The following is a 21,163-nucleotide window of genomic DNA, read 5'->3' as shown; positions in this document are numbered from 1 at the left end:
GCAATCGATTTTTTAGCTGTTATTGTGTTTTTAAAGATTGTTAACCCAAACGGAAATGTTGGGTGTAAAAATAAATATACAGGTTGAGTTATGCAGAAAAGTGAATTAAGCAATGTCAATATCATCGACGAACAGGTACTGATTACTCCTGAGGAGTTAAAAGCAAAACTGCCTTTGAGTGATAATGCTCGTCGTTTCATTCAAGAGTCTCGTCAAACTATCGCAAACATCATTCATAAGAAAGATCATCGCATGCTTGTTGTATGTGGCCCATGTTCTATCCATGACATTGAAGCTGCGAAAGAGTACGCGAAACGCCTTAAAGCCTTATCTGAGCAACTTAGCGATCAACTGTATATTGTTATGCGTGTTTACTTTGAGAAACCTCGTACCACTGTAGGTTGGAAAGGTTTGATCAATGACCCGCATCTAGACGGCACTTTCGATATTGAGCATGGTCTGCATGTGGGTCGTGAGCTACTTGTTGAACTCGCTGAGATGGAAATTCCATTGGCGACTGAAGCATTAGATCCAATCAGCCCGCAATACCTAGCAGATACCTTCAGCTGGGCGGCAATTGGCGCACGTACGACTGAATCTCAAACTCACCGTGAGATGGCAAGTGGTCTTTCAATGCCAATCGGTTTTAAAAACGGTACCGATGGCAACCTAGGCACTGCAATCAATGCAATGCAGGCGGCTTCTTCTAGCCACCGTTTCATGGGTATCAGCCGCGAAGGTCAAGTTGCACTACTAACAACGCAAGGTAACCCAAATGGTCACGTGATTTTACGTGGCGGTAAGCAGACGAACTACGATTCAGTATCGGTACACGAATGTGAGCAAGAGCTGGGTAAATCTGGCTTAGAGGCAGCGCTAATGGTCGACTGTAGCCACGCGAACTCTCGTAAAGATTTCCGTCGCCAACCTTTAGTTGCAGAAGATGTGATTCACCAAATTCGTGAAGGCAACAAATCGATTATCGGCCTTATGATTGAAAGCCATATTAACGAAGGAAACCAATCTTCGGATATACCTCTCAATGAGATGAAATACGGCGTTTCTATTACCGACGCGTGTATCAATTGGGATTCAACTGAGGCACTATTAAAACATGCACATACGGAATTAGTCCCGTTCTTAGAGAACCGCTTGAAAGGTTAGTCAGAGTTTAAATTTAAGTGCCTCATCTAATGAGGCATTTTAAGATCTGTTGCTAGCGAACCTACGTGATTGTGGGCTTATAGATTGGCACGGGCTTATAGATTAGTAAGGAATAAAATGGCCGTTGAACTGAACGAATTACGCGACCAAATCGATGCTGTCGATAAACAAATGTTGGATTTACTGGCTCAACGCCTTGCTCTAGTAGAGAAAGTAGGCGAAGTAAAAAGTGAACATGGTTTACCTATTTATGTACCAGAGCGTGAAGCTGCGATGCTGGCATCTCGTCGTCAAGAAGCTGAGAAAATAGGGGTTCCACCACAGTTAATCGAAGATATTTTGCGTCGTACTATGCGTGAGTCTTATGCCAGCGAGAAAGATTCTGGCTTTAAGTGTCTTAACCCAGAGTTACGTTCAGTGGTTATCGTTGGTGGTAATGGTCAACTTGGTGGCTTGTTTGGTCGTATGTTCAAACTGTCTGGCTACGAAGTAAAAATCCTTGGCAGCCAAGATTGGGATAAGGCCGACGAAATCTTAGATAATGCTGGGCTTGTGGTTGTTACGGTTCCAATTCACCTAACGGAAGGTGTGATTGCGAAGCTAGGTAATCTACCAAGCGATTGTATTCTATGTGATTTGACGTCAATTAAATCTAAACCTCTACAAGCAATGATGAACATGCATCAAGGCCCAGTAGTTGGATTGCACCCAATGTTTGGCCCTGATGTTCCTAGCCTTGCTAAGCAGGTGATTGTTTACAGTGATGGTCGTGGTTCTGAAAGTTACCAATGGCTACTGAATCAATTTGGTATTTGGGGCGCGAGCCTTTGCCAGATGGATGCAGCTGAACACGATCACGGCATGACCTTGATTCAAGCACTTCGTCACTTCACCTCTTTTGCTTACGGCTTACACCTGAGTAAAGAGAACCCGAATATTGATCAGCTTCTGAAGCTAAGCTCACCAATCTACCGACTTGAGATTGCGATGGTTGGTCGTCTATTTGCTCAAGACCCGAACTTGTACGGTGATATCATTCTGTCTTCGGATGAGAATATAGAGATGATTCGACGCTTCCATAGCTGTTTCGGAGAAGCGTTAGAAATCCTAGATGGCAAAGATAAGGCTAAGTTTGTTGAGAGCTTCAACCAAGTGAGTGATTGGTTTGGTGACTACTCACAACAATTCTTGCAAGAGAGCCAAAGTCTTCTAAAACAAGCACATGACTCGATTCATCGTGGTTAATACTGATTTGAAATCATAAAAAAGAGCGACCATCTGGTCGCTCTTTTTGTTTGTGCTGAACGCTATGAAAGCATTTTGCCTACAGTAGACTAAAAGCAATTAGACCATCATAGGCCAAATCAACAGGTCTTAGCTATTAACAACTAGTTAGTCGTGATAGGTTTTTTGCTATCTTCACTCGATACGGTGTCGATGGTCGAGCTAATGTAAGGCACGTTAGTCAGGTTGATCTGCAAGCGAACCACATTATCAATCAGCTGAACTAGTGGGCCCCACTTAACCTTTTTCTCTTTCTCGAACACGTAGTTGAAGTTTTCCGGTGTCCAATCCATCAAGTATTGAGGGTTCAATGAACGACCAAGGAAGCGTACTTCATAATGCAAGTGTGGGCCGGTTGAGTTACCTGAGTTACCACAGCTCGCAATCACATCGCCTTTACTCACAAACTGACCGCTACGTACCTTGAACTTCTGTAGGTGCGCATAAGAACTCATGAAACCAAACGAGTGACGCATAGTAATAAAGTTGCCGAAGCCTTTTTTACTTGGGCGTACCGTTTCAATGACTCCATCTGCGGGCGCGACAATATCTTCACCACGCTTACACGTTAGATCGATACCAGTATGTACATGGCGTTTCCCTGAAATAGGGTTAGTGCGGCTACCATAAGAAGAAGATATACGTTGATAAGCCATCGGACTGTCGTTTGGAATCAAGCGGAACATTGTGGCTCTTACTGCTGAATCGACTGCAGCCGCATCAATGCGATCTTCTAAAGAAATATCATCGGTAAGCAGATCTTCATCAGCAAGACCCAGTACTGATTCCACATCGAATACACGCTTACCAAGTAGCTGAATCGTGCCTTCTTTCTCGGTCAGTGTTTGCGATAGCGAATGGTTGGTTTCTACTTGCTCAGCATAAAGAAATTCTGTTTGTTCTTTTTCAACAATCAGTGTTTCAATCAACTGTTGGGCATCACCCGCTTGCAGTGCGAGTTCTTGTTTACTCTCGAAGTGCATGTACGCCGCTCCGCCAATCAATAGCGGTACTGAAAAAATGGCAGTAGTGCAAATGAGCACGGCTTTACGGCCGAAGTAAAACGTCTGTTCCCCCTGACTGGAGGGAATAGTAATGGATAGTTTTTTAGACATGGTTCTGTATTAACTAAATGCTTCTAATAGAAAAAGGGTAATGGAGATGTCACTTACTACCTAAGTCGGTAAGGTGTTCAATCTCTCTATAAAGCAGTTCATCGTCGCCAACATTAAGCTCCACAAGTCGCTTAAGGTGGCTGATACTATCAATATCTAAATGCTCTATGCGTAAACGCATTGAGGTATTGATGGTAGAGACTATCGTTGCTTCTAACTGAATATTGATATCACTGTTTTCGAGCTTAAAGCTCACTTGAACAGGGACATCATGGCTAAGTTGTTTTGATTCATTGCATTGAATGAGTAAACCATGGAGTGATAAGTCTTGCACTGAGCCTGATATATTTACTTGTCCTTGTGAGACCTCAGTAGGGACTTGATAAATAACTCGTGAAAATTGACGTCTTTCAACCATAAGTAATCTCTCTATATCGATGCATTACACGTAAGCCAGATATATCAAAGGCCGCTATTATCGCGGCCTTTGTTCAAAATACAAGCTTATTTACTTAGCTATACGCTTGTACTTGATACGGTGCGGCTCTGCCGCTTGTGCGCCTAGAGTCTGCTTAAGCCACTCAGTGTACTCAGTATAGTTACCTTCGTAGAAGTTAACTTGACCTTCATCACGGTAGTCTAAGATATGGGTCGCAATACGGTCAAGGAACCAACGGTCATGCGAGATAACCATTGCACAGCCCGGGAATTCAAGCAGTGCTTCTTCAAGAGCACGTAGCGTTTCAACGTCAAGGTCGTTGGTAGGCTCATCGAGTAGCAGTACGTTACCGCCCGCTTTTAGCAGTTTCGCTAAGTGAACACGGTTACGTTCACCACCAGAAAGCTCACCGATGATCTTCTGTTGGTCGTTGCCTTTAAAGTTGAAACGAGAACAGTAAGCACGCGCAGGGATTTCGAAGTTGTTGATCTTAATGATATCAGCGCCTTCAGAGATCTCTTGGAATACTGTCTTAGTGTCGTCCATGCTGTCACGGAACTGATCAACAGAAGCAAGCTTAACGGTTTCGCCTAGTTCAACTGTACCTGAATCTGGCTGTTCTGCACCGCTTAGCATCTTGAATAGTGTTGATTTACCTGCACCGTTGGCACCAACGATACCGACGATTGCGCCCTTAGGCATGCTGAACGATAGGTCGTCGATAAGAACGCGATCACCAAACGATTTAGTCAGGTTGTTCACTTCAAGAACTTTATCACCTAGACGCTCACCTGGCGGGATGAACAGTTCGTTGGTTTCGTTACGCTTCTGGTATTGGCCAGTTGTCAATTCTTCAAAACGAGCCATACGAGCTTTAGACTTAGCTTGACGGCCTTTAGGGTTTTGACGAACCCATTCAAGTTCTTTCTCGATTGTCTTTTGACGTGCGCTTTCGCCCGCTTTTTCTTGCTTAAGACGCTCGTCTTTTTGCTCTAGCCAAGACGTGTAGTTACCTTCCCATGGGATACCTTCACCACGGTCAAGTTCTAGAATCCAGCCAGCTGCGTTGTCTAGGAAGTAACGGTCGTGGGTAATCGCCACAACAGTACCACTGTAATCAACAAGGAAGTGCTCAAGCCATGCTACTGATTCTGCATCCAAGTGGTTGGTTGGTTCATCAAGAAGCAGCATGTCTGGCTTTTCAAGAAGTAGACGACAGATAGCAACACGACGACGCTCACCACCTGATAGGAATTCAATTTTCGCATCCCACTCAGGAAGACGAAGTGCATCAGCAGCACGCTCTAGAGCAGTCTCTAAGTTGTGACCGTCTTTTGCTTGAATCAGAGCTTCTAGTTCGCCTTGCTCTTTTGCCAGTGCATCGAAGTCTGCATCTGGTTCTGCGTAAGCTGCGTAAACCGCATCAATACGCTTAAGTGCGTCAGCAACGTCAGAAACCGCTTCTTCTACGATTTCACGAACAGTTTTTGATTCGTCTAGCACAGGCTCTTGTGGTAGATAACCTACTTTAAGGCCTTGTTGTGCACGTGCTTCACCATCAATATCAGTATCAATACCAGCCATGATACGTAGTAGGGTAGATTTACCTGAACCATTTAGACCCAAAACACCGATTTTAGCGCCAGGAAAAAAGCTAAGAGAAATGTCTTTAAGAATTTGACGCTTAGGTGGAACAGTTTTGCTCACCCGAGACATGGTATATACGTATTCAGCCATTGCCGATCGATCCTAATTATTGTTCAAAATTGTCTGCTATTTTATACCAATATCCTCAAAGATGTTACTCCTAGGGCAGAAAAGCCACTCTTGAACAAATCCTTACCTATTATTGTCACATTGGTCATTAAAACTATATTTAATGGGCTTCTGAGGCGAAGTGTTAAATATTAATAATATTTACACTCAAATCCTTTACATTTGATGTGATGTCGGGCGTAAATAGACTTCACGTATTCATACACGCACTAAGGAAAGAGCGAATGTTTTTCCGCATTGGTAATACGAAAATTGCTGTGGCTGCATCGGCAATTTTGTCTTCGGTTTCACTGGCTCCGGTCGCTATGGCTAGCAATGCATCCGAGCTTGAAATGCAGCGTGACGTTTATGACAAAGCGCAAGAGGTTTTAGACAGCCGTGATCTAAAAGCTTACTCCGCGCTGCGTAACAAAATTCAAACATACCCTTTAACACCTTACACCGATTATCGGGCCTTTCTGATTGGCTTAGGTGATCGCACACCTGCTGAGGTCGATGCTTTCATTGAAGAGAACAAGGCATTGCCTTTATCCAATCGAATGCGCGCACCTTATTTGGACTCATTGGCTTCTCAAAAACAGTGGAAGACGATCCTTGAGTTTCAAACCAAAGAGCCTGTCAGTGAAAAATACCAATGTATTTATTATCGAGCGCATTACGAGCAAGGTAACCAAGAGCTTGCCTTTAAAGGAGCTAAACAACTTTGGTTGAGTGGTAGTGGTGTTGATGACGCTTGTGACCCTTTATTTAAAAGCTGGGATCAAGCTGGGCTAAGAACTGATGAGCTGATTCTGGATAGAATGCTGCTAGCGTTCGAGGGCCGTAACGGTAAGTTAATGAGCTATCTGATTAAGCAATTGGATCATGATGAGTCAATTGCTCAAGCGAAGCAGATGAAGGCGTTGTACAACAAGCCTGAAAATGTACTCGCGTTTGCTAAAAAACATCCAGCGAATGAACTCTACCAAGCTCAAACCGAGTTTGCTTTCGAGAAGCTAGCAAGGAAATCATCAAGCAGTGCTCAAAAGGTGTTTGATGATGTCATCAAGGCTCAGAAGTTTTCGAAAGAGAAATCTCAAGAGCTCGCTGATTACCTAACGTTTCGTCTGATCAACACTGACTCTGAAGAGTTAATGGTGTGGCGCGACAAAATGCTCGCGAGTTCATCAAAGCAAGTTCTGCTGGAACGACGTGCTCGCTTAGCAATTCAACATGCCGATTGGACGGGTTTGAAAGAGTGGATAGCGCGCTTGGATGATAAACATCAGGCTTCGCTTCGTTGGCAATATTGGCAGGGCAGAGCTGAAATCGCGACGGGCGATACTGACAAAGGCAATAAGCGACTGTCAGATATCTTGGGTCAGCGTAATTTCTACAGTGTGGCTGCGGCTAAGCAGTTAGGTAAGCCAGTTCAATATCCAACATCGACACTTAAATACAATGCTGAAACAGTGAAGCCATTCGACACCTCTTTGGTGCGTATTGGTGAACTGATTGACCGAGACAAAATTGCGGCAGCGAAAAGTGAATGGCGCTGGTTACTGACCAATGCAGATAAAGAGCAAAAAGAGATGCTTGCCGCTTACGCTGCGACACAGCGTTGGAATCACTTTACCGTAACAGCGAGTATCTCTGCGAAGATGTGGGATAACATTGCGCTGCGCTTCCCTGTAGCTCATAAGTGGTGGTTTAACTTCTACGCTGAAAAGCACGATCTCGATCCAATCACTTTGATGTCTTTAGCAAGACAAGAGAGTGCGATGGATTCAGAAGCTCGCTCTCCAGTTGGCGCGCGTGGCATTATGCAAATTATGCCCAAGACGGCGCAATACACAGCGAACAAACATAAGATTAAGTATCAGGGCAGCGATGATCTTTATGATGTCGGCAAAAACATTGAGATTGGCAGTCACTACTTAGATGGTTTACTCGCTCAATATGATGACAACCGTATCTTTGCGTTTGCGGCTTATAATGCTGGACCTAGCCGTGTGAAACAGTGGCGTTCACGCAGCGATGAAAAGCTCGATGCCTTTGCATTTATCGAAATGATCCCATTCAAAGAGACACGTGGCTACGTTCAGAATATCTTGATGTTTGAGACCTACTATCGAGATATCTTGGGTGAGAAAGGGACGTTTTTAGCGCCCCATGAGGCAAAAACGAAATACTAAGCCTTCGGCATTTGGCCCGAAACTGAGTAAGAATAAAGGCAGTGAGTGCTAACCATTTCCACTTACTGCCTTTTTACATTGGATCGCATCAAGTGTTTCGGTATAAAGTGTTAAACGCTTTCAATCGTTAAGCGACTCTTTAAAGTCAGAATTTAAAAGTAAGTGTAGAGATATGGCATCACAACCTGAATATGATAATTGGCAACAACTGATGGACTTGGTAAAGACGGCTGTCGAAAAAGATCAGCACGAGCTGTTGTTGACTATGATGATGACACCAGACGAGCGAGATGCTCTGGTTGCTCGAATTAATATCTTCTGTGAGCTGATGAAAGGCGATATGTCTCAACGACAGGTGAGTCAAATGCTGGGCGTAGGCGTAGCGACGATAACCAGAGGCTCAAATGAGCTAAAGGCCAAATCTGAGCAAGAGAAAGTCGTGATCGCCGACCTATTGCTAAAGTAATAATGGAATTAAGCTATCACGCGATAGTATGAATACGAATTCGATAAAAAACGCTAACTGGATGTTAGCGTTTTTTGTTTCTGAAGATTGTTCTTGGAATCTTTTGAAGTTTAAGGAAGCCTCAAATACTAAATAGGAAAGTGTTCAGGATTCACAAATGGGATCAGAGCCAAAATTAAAGCTTGATGATAGACCGAACTGCGTGACAATTGGTTATGTGTCAGTAGGCCAATGGCACCACCTTTCTGTTTGATATTGTCGGTACCAAACACTTCATCCATCACATCCCCTAACTCGTTTGCATACTCTAGTTTATCAAGCACAACAGGTGGTAGCATTAAGCTTGCAGAGCGAGACTCGCCACGTTGACCATTTGCTTCAATTATCATCCAAGCAAAGGTAACGTTGCCTTCAATTCCAGATTCTAACCCAACATGAAAATCTGCATTTGGCAGTTCTTGGATTGCATTGTTAACGCGATTTAGAGCGCCTTGATAAGTCTCATCATTGCTCATCGGTTGATCGGACACTCCACTAGGGACGCTGATACCTTTGAATTCGAATTCAGAATCAGGAAAGGCAGAAAGGAATGCACTTTTAACGGCGTTTATTTTAGCTGGGTTCAGCGACGCAATGACGACGGATTTCATGTATTGGATTCTTTTTGTTGTCGATTAAATTGAGTTGGTGTAGTCGATACCATTCGTTCAGTTCTTCCAATGGCATCGGTTTACCGAAGTAATAGCCTTGCAGCATATCGCACTGCGCATCTTGCAACCAGTGATGCATGCTTTCGGTTTCGATGCCTTCGGCTGTGACCTTTTTGCCTTGAGCATGGCATAGCCCGATAATCGGTTTTACTATGTTCTGATTATCGGTTTCAATTAAGGTGTCTAAAAAGACTTTATCTAGTTTGATTTTTTGAGTCGGATACTGCACCAGTTGAGTGATCGAAGTATATCCAGATCCAAAGTCGTCAATCGCTAATCGATAGCCCATTAGTGAGAGTTGGTTGAGCAACGGAAAGCCTTGTGAATCTGAGTAAAAGGTTTCAGTGATTTCAAAATCGATTAGGCTTGGTGGAATTCGATTTAACTCCGCGTGTTCTTTAATGAAACCCGCAAGATGAGTGGTTTCAATGCCAGCAGAAGATAGGTTGATCGACAATTGAATTGAGTGATCAAATTGAGCCTGAAGTCGATGGAATGAAGCAAACGCATTCTGTATTACCCAGCGGTCAACATGTTCAAACAGCCCGGTTTGTTCGGCTATTGGAATGAACTCATCTGGTGGAACCAAACCAAGTTGCTTTGAATTCCAACGCAATAACACCTCAACGCCAATAACATCAGTCCCGGTGGAATCCATGTAGGGCATGTAAACGAGCCTGAATTCATCATCAAAATTCTTACCTCTAAGCGCACGTTCAATATCTGCTTGGCGCTGAATGGCTTTGTCTAAATCCCGTGAATAGTCAGCAAATTGGTTTTTACCGGCACGCTTGGCTTGGTACATCGCAGTATCCGCGTTGGACAGTAGCTTCTCGATTGAGTTGCCATCATTAGGGTAGGTCGCAATACCAATACTGACCGTGATCGGAAAGCTGCCTGATTCGGTGACAAAACCTTTTTGCAGTGGAGTCAGTAAATCATTCGAGAATCGATGCGCGACATTTCCTCGGTGACTAGGAGCGTTAATGTAGACAACGAACTCGTCTCCAGAAAGTCGGGCTGGCATACAATGAGCGTCGAACTCCTCTTTATAGTGACGACAAATATCTGAAGTACGCTGAGCAAAAGAGACCAGAATCGAGTCGCCGATTTGATGTCCGTATTTGTCGTTCACAAACTTGAAGTTGTCCAAGTCAAAATAGAGAACCCAGGTTTCGGTATTCGAACTCGGTTTTGGCAACGATTGCTGAACGAAGGTTTGAAACTGATGCCTATTGGCTATTTGGGTTAACTGATCATTTTCGGCCAAGAGCTTGGTCTGTTGGTAGGTGTTATCTAACTCTTGGTACATGTCATAAAAACGCTGTGATAGGCGGCCAAGCTCATCACGAGTGCCCAAGCGTTCGATGTTCTTACGTTGTTTTTTTTCGACTTGCTGTAGCTGTCGATCGAGCCGCGTTATTGGAGTAATCACAGTGCGAGACAGAAGCATGAGTAGCAGAGCGACAGTCACAAACGCAGACAGGGCAAACGACAAACTCAGCTTGTTCCAAATTGAATCGAGCTTGTTTTCTAATAGGAATTGCGCCGGATCGACTGTGGCGTACAGTTCTGGAGCAAGCTTGACTGAGTGGGTGACATCATTTTCCAAAGAAACCGCTATGGATGTGAAGAATAAACTGGTTTGGTAGTCGAACTCTATCTGTTTTCTCAGCGCATTAAATTTGTCGAGAGAGACAGAGACAACAACAAAGAACACATCGTCGGGTTGATTGTTAACGGTTGGGAAAATCGCTTTTCTATCTACCTTGTCATAGTGAACCAACATCCCTTCGCCTTGGGAGTTTTGAATATAGTTGGTACTCGATGTTGCTAAGGTGTCTTGATAGTGCAGGTCAACATACTCCAATATCTTACTGTCAATCTGAGTGCGTGAGTCATTGCTATTATCCGCGTAATAACGCAGTTTTCGATCACCATTAAGAAGCGCTAAACCTGTATAGCTTTCATCGTCATCTTGCAGGAAATGAATGGCTTCTCGAAGATTACTGACCAGTTCAAGATCGCGAGATAGATTTTGATCAGTGAGAAAATAACGCTTCACCATATCACTCTGGGTCAAGGTGTAAGAGTAGCTATTGAGGAACGAACGAGATTGGCGAAAGTATCCGGCTAGTTTTTCCATGTTCAGTTGAAGTGCGTTGTCTTCGCGTTTGATGAAACTGCTTTTTTGCGTCGAATAAATAATATAGCTAGAAGCCGCGGTACTGATCAGTATCACAGGGGCTATTAGTAGTAAGATTTTAGTACTTAGCTTCATAGTTAATGACAACACTATTTATAAATTAAGCGCATAAGTTTATGTTACTTAATGCTTACTCGCTATTAATTATACGTAGTTCGATGATTTCCTGTGAAGGGGGTAAGGTTTTGTCTTTATTGATAAAAAAAGCCACTAATGAGTTTTTGTTAGAAAGGCTCAAGTAGTGGAGAGAGTAAGCGTGCCGAATGTGCGAAACAAGTGAATTGTGTTTCAGGCATGCTAGGGTGAGTTTTCTTAGCGAGAATAGTACTCGACTAGAGGGTGATTTAAGTATTTGGCCTGCTGTAGGCCAAATACTTATGTTAGCTAAAAGCTGATACTCACTTTCAGCTATGACAACTTAACTTGAGTCGCTTTGATGTTCTCACTTGGGTAGCAACCCAACACCTTAAGGTGGCGAGTAATGGCTGTTAGTTCCGTTATCGCTTGTTGCATATTATCTGAATCCAGATGCGCCTCTAAATCGACATAGAACATCTCTTCCCAAGGGTTACCCATGATAGGACGAGATTCTAGCTTAGTCATGTTGATGCCTAAGCGTTGCAGGATCAGTAGTGTTTCTACCAAAGAACCCGCCTCTTGAGATGTCGACATGATGAGCGTTGTTTTCGCTGGTATTTGAGTCGATACTTCAACAGGCTTACGCGCCACAACGATGAAACGAGTGTGGTTCTCTGTTTGGTTTGCAATATTGCTCTGGATTGGCTGTAGTCCATAAAGCTTACCGCTCGATGCATTACCAATAGCAGCTACGTCATTACCACCCAATTCTTTAACTTTTTTCATTGCATCAGCGGTGCTTGCGCAAGACTCAAGGTTGACACCCTTAAGGCGGCTCAAGAACTCACTGCATTGTTGATGAGGTTGTGGGTGCGAGTAGAGTGTTTTGATGTCTTCTAAACGGATATCACTTTTAGCAACAAGGCAGTGCTCAATCGGTTGAGAAAGTTCGCCAACAATGTATAGAGTCGTATGCTGTAACAGGTCGTAGACCTCGTTAATTGACCCTGAACTGGTGTTCTCAATCGGCAGGACACCGTAGTCGGCATGGCCAGACTCTACTGTTGATGCGACTTCTTTGAAGTGATTACAGTTCAGCTCAATCAATTCCATATTCTTGCGGCTGAAGTATTCGCGGCTCGCAAGGTGAGAATACGATCCCTTAGAACCTAAGAATGCAACGCGAGCCAATGGTTTACGGCTTTGCGGGTTCGCTAGGTTTTGTAAGTATGACTGTTGTAGTAAAACGGAATCTTCGATGATGGTGTGAAACAGCTTGGTAATGTACTGCGCATCAAGTTCGTATTTATCTTTGCCGTTGTTGATCAGCTTAACTAATAGTTGTTGTTCTCGTACTGCATCACGAACTGGTTTTGATGTCTCTACTTTGCTTTTAGCGACTTCGATACTTAGCTTGCGACGCTCTGAAAGTAACTTCAGGAGTTCGTCGTCTAAATCATTAAGACGAAGGCGGATATCATCCAGTGAAATTGAGCGGTCAGTCATAAATGTGTCCTTATAAAAAAGCCTCCCTAGTGTGGGAGGCTTCTTGTTCGTTTTTGACTTGTTTTTCTAAAACGACTTAGCCTCCGATTTACGGAAGAAAAAAGAAGTCAAAAATAAACAAAGATTGAGTGTGCATAAAAAGTGATTGTTTTATGAATGTTTAGACACAATAAGCAAGCGAGCTACGAGCGTCAAGCAAAAAAATAGCGCCCTGAGGCGCTATTTTTTAATCTGTTCTCTTTCCTTATTCTACTTCAGCTTCTAGCTCTTCGATTTCAGGCTTTTCAGCGCGGCGCGCTTCTGGTTTATGGCGTAGCTTGTTGAGTTGACGCTCTAGTTTTTGTTCTACTTCGTTGATCGCTACGTAGAGGTCGTCATGGATTGATGAAGCAACAAGTTGGCCTTTTGGTACGGTTAGTACCGCTTCAAATTTCTTCTTCTTGTTTGGTTCTTCGCTAAAGCTCGCTTGGCAGCCAATGATGTCTACTTGCCATTTATCTAGCTTTTTAAATTTGCTTTCTATGTGATCACGGATTGCAGAGGTAATGTCGATGTTTTTACCAGTGATGTTCATTTTCATAGAAGTTTTCCTCTGTTGTATCCCTCATGGGTTAACTTCAGATTACGACTTTTAGGAATAAAGAATGTGATCTAGATCTTGTTTTGGTTGGGTGGGATAAGCATTAAAATCAAATGTGATCTTACGCAAGTCTTAGTATCTTTTTGGCGAAAAATGCTTGTTATCCTTATGAAAAACGATAACTTGGAGGCAAGGCTTCGCTAAAAATTAAATCAGTTTTTAGGGGTGTCCTACAGCCTATGGAAAGTACTTGATTGAAATTTACTCAATAGTGTTTTGTGATATAGGTCTTGTAATATAGGTCGCTACATAAGCTTCTTCAGAATTAGATAAACAAAAGCCGCATAAGTATTCTTATGCGGCTTTTGTGTTTTTTAGCTTTACCTAATACCTTTGGCTCCCCAGCTCTGGGATGGAGGCGATCCTAGTCGTTAGTGTTCAGTAATCTCGCTGTGCCGTCCTCTCGGATAGCATTGATAGCTTGTAATTGTTTATAGATTACGAAGTAACGATTGATGTTGGCAACATAGGTTACGGGTTCTTTACTCACGTATTTGCGAGTGATGATTTCTACGTTTTTAAACCAGATGTTTGGGTTGTAACCTTTCTGCTTGGCAATGCTCCTCATCTTTCTGATCTTAGCAGGACCAGCGTTGTAAGAAGCCAAGGTAAAGTAGATTTGATTGTCGGGTGATATTGCCGGGTCGTCAAAATATCGGTCTTTGATAAAGCGCATATACTTCACACCCGCATGGATGTTGTTATCCACCTTATGGATGTTCTTGATGTTGACGTTTTTATCTTTGGCGGTACTCGGTAATACCTGCATCACACCAATAGCCCCGCGATGAGAAATCCGGCTCTGATCCAGTCCTGATTCTTGGAAACCTTGAGCTGACATCATTAAAGGATCAAATTCATACTTGCTCGAATACTTTTCAAAGACATCTGAGAGTTTAGCTACTCGGTCTACTTTATTGGGGTTGAGTGCTCGGCCTAACCAGCGAGTATTGTCGATGTATTTCTGGTAGATGACATTCCCAAGCAGGGTGCCTGTTCGTGCGGTCTTGACGTATTTGTTTATCTCTTTCTTCAGTTGAGGGCTGTCTTTTCTTAAAGCCCAAGCAATACGACCATTTTCTCGTAAAGGTAAGTCGTTATGGACTTGAATGTTTTCCATTACATCGATCCAGAGCTTGGCTTTATGGTTATCCAGAATTGTGCCTTGTATATAACCTTGGTTAACCAGTTCTATCAGCTCGTAGTCTTGTAATGACTCCTCGATAAAGTGGACATGCAGTGGTGGTAAACCTAGCTCGTTAAGCTCCTTATTAACTCTTTGTACACTCTCGAAGTAACTCGAGCTTGCTCGTATCCACACCTCTTTGCCACTCAATTGCTTGATTTCGGTGATAGGTTCGGCCTTTTTCCCTGTGATAATGAGTTCTTTACCATCTTTAATCATCGGATCCGAAAAATCGATGGTTCGTAATCGTTTATCGGTGATCGTTAGGTTAGCGACAGCGACATCACCATAGCCAGACTCTAAAGAGGGAAGTAGATCATCTCGTTGCACGGGGATGATTTGAACATTGAGATAGGGATGTTTCTTACGAAGGCTTTTCTCAAAGTGGTAGAGCATTTCTGCCACGATGCCTTTTGGCTTGCCATCCTCGATGTAATAGAAACCAAGATCGGCAGACACTAGCACTCTAACCGTTCCTTTGGTTTTGAGCACATCCAAGTCACCCATGTAAGGCTTATTGCTTAATGGAGACAGTTCTAATGCGTAGGATAAGTGGCTAAATAGCGATATCCAGATAAATAATAACAACCTACTCACATCCACACTCCATGTTGATGTTTTGTTAAAAGTTATCTTTTGAAGATACCGTGTATTATGCGATCCATCAAGTTTGCGATATGTAGATGAAAAAAAGCGCGCTAGTAAATTAGCGCGCTTTTAGGATTGAGATGTAAGAGGTTTGATTAAGGTAGTGGGTTTAACTCAATCAACTTTTCTGTTCTTAACACAGCGTCATCTAGGCCGAGTTGTTGATAAGCTTTTAGCTGGATATCTAAAGACTTACGCGCAGCAATGGTGTCTGGGTAAGTTTTTTGCAGCTCTTGCGTTCTGTTGATCGCAGCAATCCAAGCTTCGCGGCGTAGGTAGAAATCAGCGGTTGCTAAGTCATACTCTGCTAGGCGGTTCTTAAGTGCGAACATGCGTTTTTGTGCATCTTCAGCATAAGGGCTACTAGGGAAACGTTCGAGTAGTCGCTTGAAGTCAGCAAACGCAAGTTTCACTGGTTCAGGATCTCGGTCACTACGGTCGATATTAAAAATATCGTGCATGAAGTTTCGGTCTTGCGCCATGTGCGTTAAGCCGCGCATGTAAAGAACCCAGTCTTGTTTCTCATGCGTTGGGTTCAAACGTAGGAAACGTGAAATGGTAGCGAGGCCAAGTGCCAAGTCATCATTTTTGTAGTAAGCGTAAATCAGATCGAGCTGTACTTGCTCAGAATAGGCGCCGAATGGGTAACGTGAGTCTAGGGCTTCTAGCTTTTCTATTGCTGAAAGCCAGCTACCGCTCTGCAGTGATTCTTGAGCGTCAGAGTAGAGAACCGATGGTGGTACATCTGGCACTATCTCTTCACTACTTGAACAACCAACCAAGAGTGATACGGCTAATAGACCCGATAAAGTAAGGTGTTTCATGTCAGGCGTCGATTCCTTGAATTAAATATTTCGTAAGCTTCCGTTACTTTCTAACCAGTAACAGATACAATGATGCAATTATTCTATTTTATCCATACTAATGGGTATTAGTCTCACGGTTTTTAAAAAAGTTCGATATGGCTCAGCAGATCACATTAACAGACACAGTAAAAAGCAGCCAGTTAGGTCAACGTTTAGACCAAGCTGTCGCTGAACTATTTACCGATTTTTCTCGCTCTCGCATTAAAGAGTGGCTTCTTGACGGCAAAATCCAAGTGGATGGCGAAGTTATTACAAAGCCGCGTGTTAAGGTTTTGGGCGGTGAAGAGATCATCTTGCAAGCTGAACTTGCAGATGAAGAGCGCTGGGAAGCACAAGATATTCCTCTAAACATTGTCTACGAAGATGATGACTTATTGGTTATCAATAAGCCTCGCGATCTGGTTGTACACCCAGGCGCAGGCACACCGGATGGAACCATACTAAACGCATTGCTTTTCCATTACCCACAGATTGCAGAAGTGCCTCGTGCAGGTATTGTGCACCGTCTTGATAAAGACACAACAGGCCTTATGGTTGTGGCTAAAACGGTTCCAGCTCAAACTCGTCTTGTGCGTGCGCTTGCTAAGCGTCGTATTACTCGTGAGTATGAAGCAATTGCAATTGGCAAAATGACCGCTGGTGGTGTGGTAGAAAAAGGCATTAGCCGTCACGCAACTAAGCGTACTCTAATGGACGTAAATGAATTAGGGAAACCAGCGGTAACTCACTACCGTGTTGCTGAGCACTTCCGCGAGCATACTCGTATTCGTCTACGCCTAGAAACGGGTCGTACTCACCAAATCCGTGTTCACATGTCATACCTTCAGCACCCGCTGCTAGGTGACGTTGCATACGGTGGCCGTGCTCGTATTCCAAAAGGTGCATCTGAAGAACTAACGACCATGATTCGTTCTTTTGATCGCCAAGCGCTACACGCTGTTATGCTTAAATTTGTTCACCCAATTACAGGTGAAGAAGTTGAGTTCCACGCTCCTGTGCCAAATGACATGGTTGTGATGGCTGAAGCGTTACGTGTTGATGCTCGCGAAAACTTGGAAGACGACATTTAATCATGTCGATGATCATCCCTAACTGGAATGCACCAAAAAACGTGAAAGCATTTGCTTCGACACGTTTTGATGGTTTTTCTACTGGTGCGTATCAAGGATTAAACCTAGGTACGCATGTTGGGGATGATACTTCGCTTGTTGAAAACAACAGAGCCTGGCTCAAGCAACACGCTAATATGCCTGCCGCTCCGGTATGGCTACATCAAACTCACTCAACAGATGTCGTTACGGTTTTACACCCTACGGCAGATATTCTTGATGCTGACGGTACGTTTACCACAGCTAAAGGTGTTGTTTGTTCTGCGATGACAGCCGATTGCTTACCTGTAATCCTTACTGATACCAAAGGCACTCAAGTTGCAGCTGTTCATGCTGGTTGGCGTGGTCTTGCTGGTGGAATTCTTGAAAATGCCGTCGCAAAGTTTTCAAACTTAGGTTCAGAGAATAAGATCATTGCTTGGCTTGGTCCTGCAATAGGCAAACAAGCTTTTGAAGTAGGCGATGATGTGTTGGAAGCTTTCGTTAGTTTTGACTCTCAAGCTAAGCTCGCATTTGAAGCCAAAGCTGAACCAGGCAAATGGCTAGCGAATATGTCTCAGCTTGCAACGCAACGACTGAACAAAGTTGGTGTAACTTCTGTGACAGACTCTAATCTATGTACCTTCGCTGATGCCGATGCGTTCTATTCTTATCGTCGTGATGGTATTACTGGACGCCAAGCTACTTTTATTTGGTTAGAGTAACCTTTAACTAGTGCAACCAGTCATCCAGCTCATTTATATTTTTATAACAGCTCTATTCTTCATTCTTATCCCTTGAAAATCCGCGTTACCGTATCCATCTTCTAACCATAAGATAAACATATCTAAGAGTAGGAAGGTTGGCATGCGTCTCGATCGATTCACTAGTAAATTCCAAATTGCGATATCTGATGCTCAGTCGCTCGCATTAGGTCGTGATCACCAATATATAGAGCCTGTGCACCTAATGGTGTCTTTGCTTAATCAAGATGGTAGTGCAATTCGTCCATTGCTCACCATGCTGAATATTGATGTGGTTCAATTGCGTTCAAAGCTAAGCGAAATATTAGACCGTGTACCGAAAGTAAGTGGTATCGGTGGTGATGTTCAACTGTCGAATGCAATGGGTACTTTGTTCAACCTATGTGACAAGGTCGCACAAAAGCGTCAAGACACATACATTTCTTCGGAAGTCTTCCTACTTGCCGCAATTGAAGATAAAGGCCCTTTAGGTAACCTGCTTAAAGAGCTAGGTCTTACTGAGCAAAAATTATCTCAAGCTATCGAGCAGGTTCGTGGCGGTCAAAAAGTTGATGACCCAAATGCCGAAGACCGACGCCAAGCGTTAGAGAAGTTCACCATCGATCTGACTGAAAGAGCGGAGCAAGGCAAGCTGGATCCGGTAATTGGCCGAGATGACGAAATCCGCCGTACTATCCAAGTACTTCAGCGTCGTACTAAGAACAACCCAGTCATTATCGGTGAACCTGGTGTTGGTAAGACAGCTATCGTTGAAGGTTTGGCTCAGCGCATTATTAACAATGAAGTGCCAGAAGGTTTAAGAGGCCGACGCGTACTTTCATTAGACATGGGTGCTTTGGTAGCTGGCGCTAAATATCGTGGTGAGTTTGAAGAGCGTTTGAAGTCAGTCCTCAATGAATTGTCTAAAGAAGAGGGCAATATCATTCTCTTCATCGATGAAATTCATACTATGGTCGGCGCTGGTAAAGGTGAAGGCTCTATGGATGCCGGTAACATGCTAAAACCAGCGTTGGCTCGTGGTGAACTCCACTGTGTTGGCGCAACGACTCTTGATGAATACCGTCAATACATAGAGAAAGATCCAGCGTTAGAGCGCCGCTTCCAAAAAGTGCTTGTCGATGAACCAACGGTTGAAGACACGGTGGCGATTCTTCGTGGTTTGAAAGAGCGCTATGAACTTCATCATCATGTAGAAATTACCGACCCAGCAATCGTGGCTGCAGCAACACTATCTCATCGATACGTTTCTGATCGTCAACTGCCGGATAAAGCGATTGATCTGATTGATGAAGCGGCTTCGAGTATCCGTATGCAGATCGACTCAAAACCTGAGTCGCTAGATAAGCTCGAGCGTAAAATCATTCAATTGAAGATCGAGCAGCAAGCTCTTACCAATGAAAATGATGAAGCCAGTGAAAAACGCCTTCGAACATTACAAGAAGAGCTTTCTGACAAAGAACGAGATTTCGCAGAGCTTGAAGAAGTGTGGAATGCAGAGAAAGCCGCGCTTTCTGGCACGCAACACATCAAGTCAGAGCTAGAACAAGCTCGTATGGATATGGATTTTGCGAGACGTGCTGGTGATCTTAACCGAATGTCTGAATTGCAATACGGTCGAATCCCAGAATTAGAGAAGCAGTTAGATCTTGCGACTCAAGCTGAAATGCAAGAAATGACGCTGCTGCGTAATAAGGTCACTGATGCAGAAATTGCAGACGTGCTATCGAAGCAAACAGGCATACCTGTTTCTAAAATGCTAGAAGCCGAGAAAGAGAAGCTTCTTAACATGGAAGGTGTTCTACATAAGCGAGTTATTGGCCAAGCGGAAGCAGTCGAAGTGGTATCGAATGCGATTCGTCGTAGCCGTGCAGGTTTATCTGATCCAAACAAGCCGATTGGATCTTTCTTATTCCTTGGTCCAACTGGCGTTGGTAAAACGGAGTTGTGTAAAACACTCGCGAACTTCATGTTTGATAGTGACGATGCAATGGTGCGTATCGACATGTCTGAGTTTATGGAGAAACACTCTGTTGCTCGTTTGGTTGGTGCTCCTCCGGGTTACGTTGGATATGAAGAAGGTGGTTACTTAACAGAAGCAGTGCGTCGCAAGCCTTATTCAGTGATTTTGCTAGATGAAGTAGAGAAAGCGCATCCTGATGTTTTCAATATCTTATTGCAGGTGCTTGATGATGGACGCTTAACTGATGGACAAGGTCGTACAGTCGATTTTAGAAACACGGTAGTGATCATGACATCCAACCTTGGCTCTTCGAGAATTCAAGAGAACTTCAATACGCTCGACTACCAAGGAATAAAGAATGAAGTGATGGAAGTGGTAGGTAAACATTTCCGTCCTGAGTTTTTGAACCGAGTTGATGAAAGCGTGGTGTTCCATCCATTGGGTCAAGAGCACATTCAGTCGATAGCCGCTATTCAGCTTGAGCACCTTAAGAAGAGAATGGAAGACAATGGTTATGAGCTTGAAGTTTCGGATAAAGCACTCAAGTTAATTTCTCAAGTTGGTTTTGATCCAGTATATGGTGCACGACCTTTGAAAAGAGCGATTCAACAAAGTGTCGAGAACCCGTTAGCGAAAGCGATACTGGCAGGAAAAATTAATCCAGATAAGAAAGTGCAGCTATTAGTAAACAACGACCGCATTATTGCTCACCAATAGTTGAAGTAAGAACGGTAGGTACGATTGGCCGAAATTAAGGCTTAATCGTACCTATTTTAAACGCTTTGTGTGAATAGTGTTCGAACGGTCGCCGGTGGCGGCTTTTTTTCGTTTTTAGCCTTGTACAAAGGATTATTCTCTCTATAATGCGCCTCCGTTGCCAAGGATAACCAAGCGGTTTGAACTGAGTAACAAGACGGTGATAAGCATTTAAGATGCTTTGAAAAATTAGCTGGAAAAAGTGTTTGACACTGGAATCTAATCCGCTAGAATGGCCGTCCACTTCGAGAGGCTCCTTACTAAAAGGAAGGCTCAACAAGTAAAGCTCTTTAACAATTTAAACCTATCAATCTGTGTGGGCACTCGTTGATGAATA

At 43.5% G+C, this 21,163-nt stretch carries 16 protein-coding genes and 1 other annotated feature; of the genes, 7 read left to right on the top strand and 9 right to left on the bottom strand.

Annotated features, from left to right (window positions below; genetic code table 11):
• The first annotated feature begins 90 nt into the window (after positions 1-90).
• A complete protein-coding gene (locus AB6D93_RS20685; RefSeq protein WP_017059354.1) occupies positions 91-1,164 on the top strand; it encodes a 3-deoxy-7-phosphoheptulonate synthase in 1,074 nt (357 codons plus the stop codon).
• A 117-nt stretch (positions 1,165-1,281) separates the two neighbouring features.
• On the top strand, positions 1,282-2,409 hold the full coding sequence (tyrA, locus tag AB6D93_RS20680) for a bifunctional chorismate mutase/prephenate dehydrogenase (protein WP_017056144.1): 1,128 nt from the start codon (positions 1,282-1,284) through the stop codon (positions 2,407-2,409).
• 143 nt (positions 2,410-2,552) lie between these two features.
• Here the strand turns inward: tyrA and AB6D93_RS20675 are convergent, their stop codons facing one another.
• The 3 genes from AB6D93_RS20675 to ettA form a co-directional block, all read right to left on the bottom strand.
• On the bottom strand, positions 2,553-3,563 hold the full coding sequence (locus AB6D93_RS20675; RefSeq protein WP_029235086.1) for a M23 family metallopeptidase: 1,011 nt from the start codon (positions 3,561-3,563) through the stop codon (positions 2,553-2,555).
• Between the two features lie 49 nt (positions 3,564-3,612).
• A complete protein-coding gene (locus AB6D93_RS20670) occupies positions 3,613-3,981 on the bottom strand; it encodes a PilZ domain-containing protein (protein WP_102332786.1) in 369 nt (122 codons plus the stop codon).
• A 90-nt stretch (positions 3,982-4,071) separates the two neighbouring features.
• Positions 4,072-5,739: an energy-dependent translational throttle protein EttA gene (gene ettA, locus AB6D93_RS20665; protein ID WP_017056147.1), complete on the bottom strand. Its 1,668-nt coding sequence runs from the start codon at positions 5,737-5,739 to the stop codon at positions 4,072-4,074.
• Positions 5,740-6,002: 263 nt separating this feature from the next.
• Here ettA and sltY point away from each other — a divergent pair, with 263 nt between their 5' ends.
• Both sltY and trpR read left to right on the top strand, forming a co-directional pair.
• A complete protein-coding gene (gene sltY / locus AB6D93_RS20660; RefSeq protein ID WP_102332787.1) occupies positions 6,003-7,952 on the top strand; it encodes a murein transglycosylase in 1,950 nt (649 codons plus the stop codon).
• A gap of 172 nt (positions 7,953-8,124) precedes the next feature.
• Positions 8,125-8,418, top strand: a complete 294-nt coding sequence (gene trpR, locus AB6D93_RS20655; protein WP_017059358.1) for a trp operon repressor — start codon at positions 8,125-8,127, stop codon at positions 8,416-8,418.
• 128 nt (positions 8,419-8,546) lie between these two features.
• On the opposite strand, the gene yjjX is transcribed toward trpR, so the two are convergent.
• The 6 genes from yjjX to AB6D93_RS20625 form a co-directional block, all read right to left on the bottom strand.
• Complete coding sequence (gene yjjX / locus AB6D93_RS20650; RefSeq protein ID WP_102332788.1) at positions 8,547-9,068, bottom strand: inosine/xanthosine triphosphatase; 522 nt, start codon at positions 9,066-9,068, stop codon at positions 8,547-8,549.
• Positions 9,031-11,409 (bottom strand): bifunctional diguanylate cyclase/phosphodiesterase, encoded by a 2,379-nt coding sequence (locus AB6D93_RS20645; protein WP_102332789.1) that lies wholly within the window; start codon positions 11,407-11,409, stop codon positions 9,031-9,033. Before AB6D93_RS20645 ends, yjjX begins: the two co-directional genes overlap by 38 nt.
• Before the next feature lie 333 nt (positions 11,410-11,742).
• The gene (gene pheA / locus AB6D93_RS20640) at positions 11,743-12,918 is read right to left on the bottom strand and encodes a prephenate dehydratase (RefSeq protein WP_017059361.1); all 1,176 of its coding nucleotides are present in this window, start codon (positions 12,916-12,918) and stop codon (positions 11,743-11,745) included.
• Positions 12,919-12,930: 12 nt separating this feature from the next.
• Positions 12,931-13,052 (bottom strand) — a sequence feature (Phe leader region).
• Positions 13,053-13,162: 110 nt separating this feature from the next.
• Positions 13,163-13,498 carry a ribosome hibernation-promoting factor, HPF/YfiA family gene (hpf, locus tag AB6D93_RS20635; RefSeq protein ID WP_004735034.1) on the bottom strand — a complete coding sequence of 112 codons (336 nt, stop codon included), beginning with the start codon at positions 13,496-13,498 and terminating at the stop codon, positions 13,163-13,165.
• A 424-nt stretch (positions 13,499-13,922) separates the two neighbouring features.
• Entirely contained in the window at positions 13,923-15,347 is a 1,425-nt protein-coding gene (locus AB6D93_RS20630; RefSeq protein ID WP_346393666.1) for a lytic transglycosylase F, read from the bottom strand.
• 140 nt (positions 15,348-15,487) lie between these two features.
• Positions 15,488-16,216 (bottom strand): outer membrane protein assembly factor BamD, encoded by a 729-nt coding sequence (locus AB6D93_RS20625; protein WP_017059363.1) that lies wholly within the window; start codon positions 16,214-16,216, stop codon positions 15,488-15,490.
• Positions 16,217-16,353: 137 nt separating this feature from the next.
• On the opposite strand from AB6D93_RS20625, the gene rluD reads away from it, so the two are divergent.
• The 3 genes from rluD to clpB all read left to right on the top strand — a co-directional run bounded on the left by rluD (position 16,354) and on the right by clpB (position 20,787).
• A complete protein-coding gene (gene rluD, locus AB6D93_RS20620; RefSeq protein WP_017059364.1) occupies positions 16,354-17,328 on the top strand; it encodes a 23S rRNA pseudouridine(1911/1915/1917) synthase RluD in 975 nt (324 codons plus the stop codon).
• 2 nt (positions 17,329-17,330) lie between these two features.
• Positions 17,331-18,071, top strand: a complete 741-nt coding sequence (pgeF, locus tag AB6D93_RS20615) for a peptidoglycan editing factor PgeF (protein ID WP_017059365.1) — start codon at positions 17,331-17,333, stop codon at positions 18,069-18,071.
• A 142-nt stretch (positions 18,072-18,213) separates the two neighbouring features.
• Entirely contained in the window at positions 18,214-20,787 is a 2,574-nt protein-coding gene (gene clpB / locus AB6D93_RS20610) for an ATP-dependent chaperone ClpB (RefSeq protein ID WP_017062851.1), read from the top strand.
• The last annotated feature ends 376 nt before the right edge of the window (positions 20,788-21,163 follow it).

Source organism: Vibrio sp. 10N.247.310.23, from assembly GCF_041467155.1.
GTDB lineage: Bacteria > Pseudomonadota > Gammaproteobacteria > Enterobacterales > Vibrionaceae > Vibrio > Vibrio crassostreae_C.
This window is presented reverse-complemented; position numbering and strand designations above follow the sequence as displayed.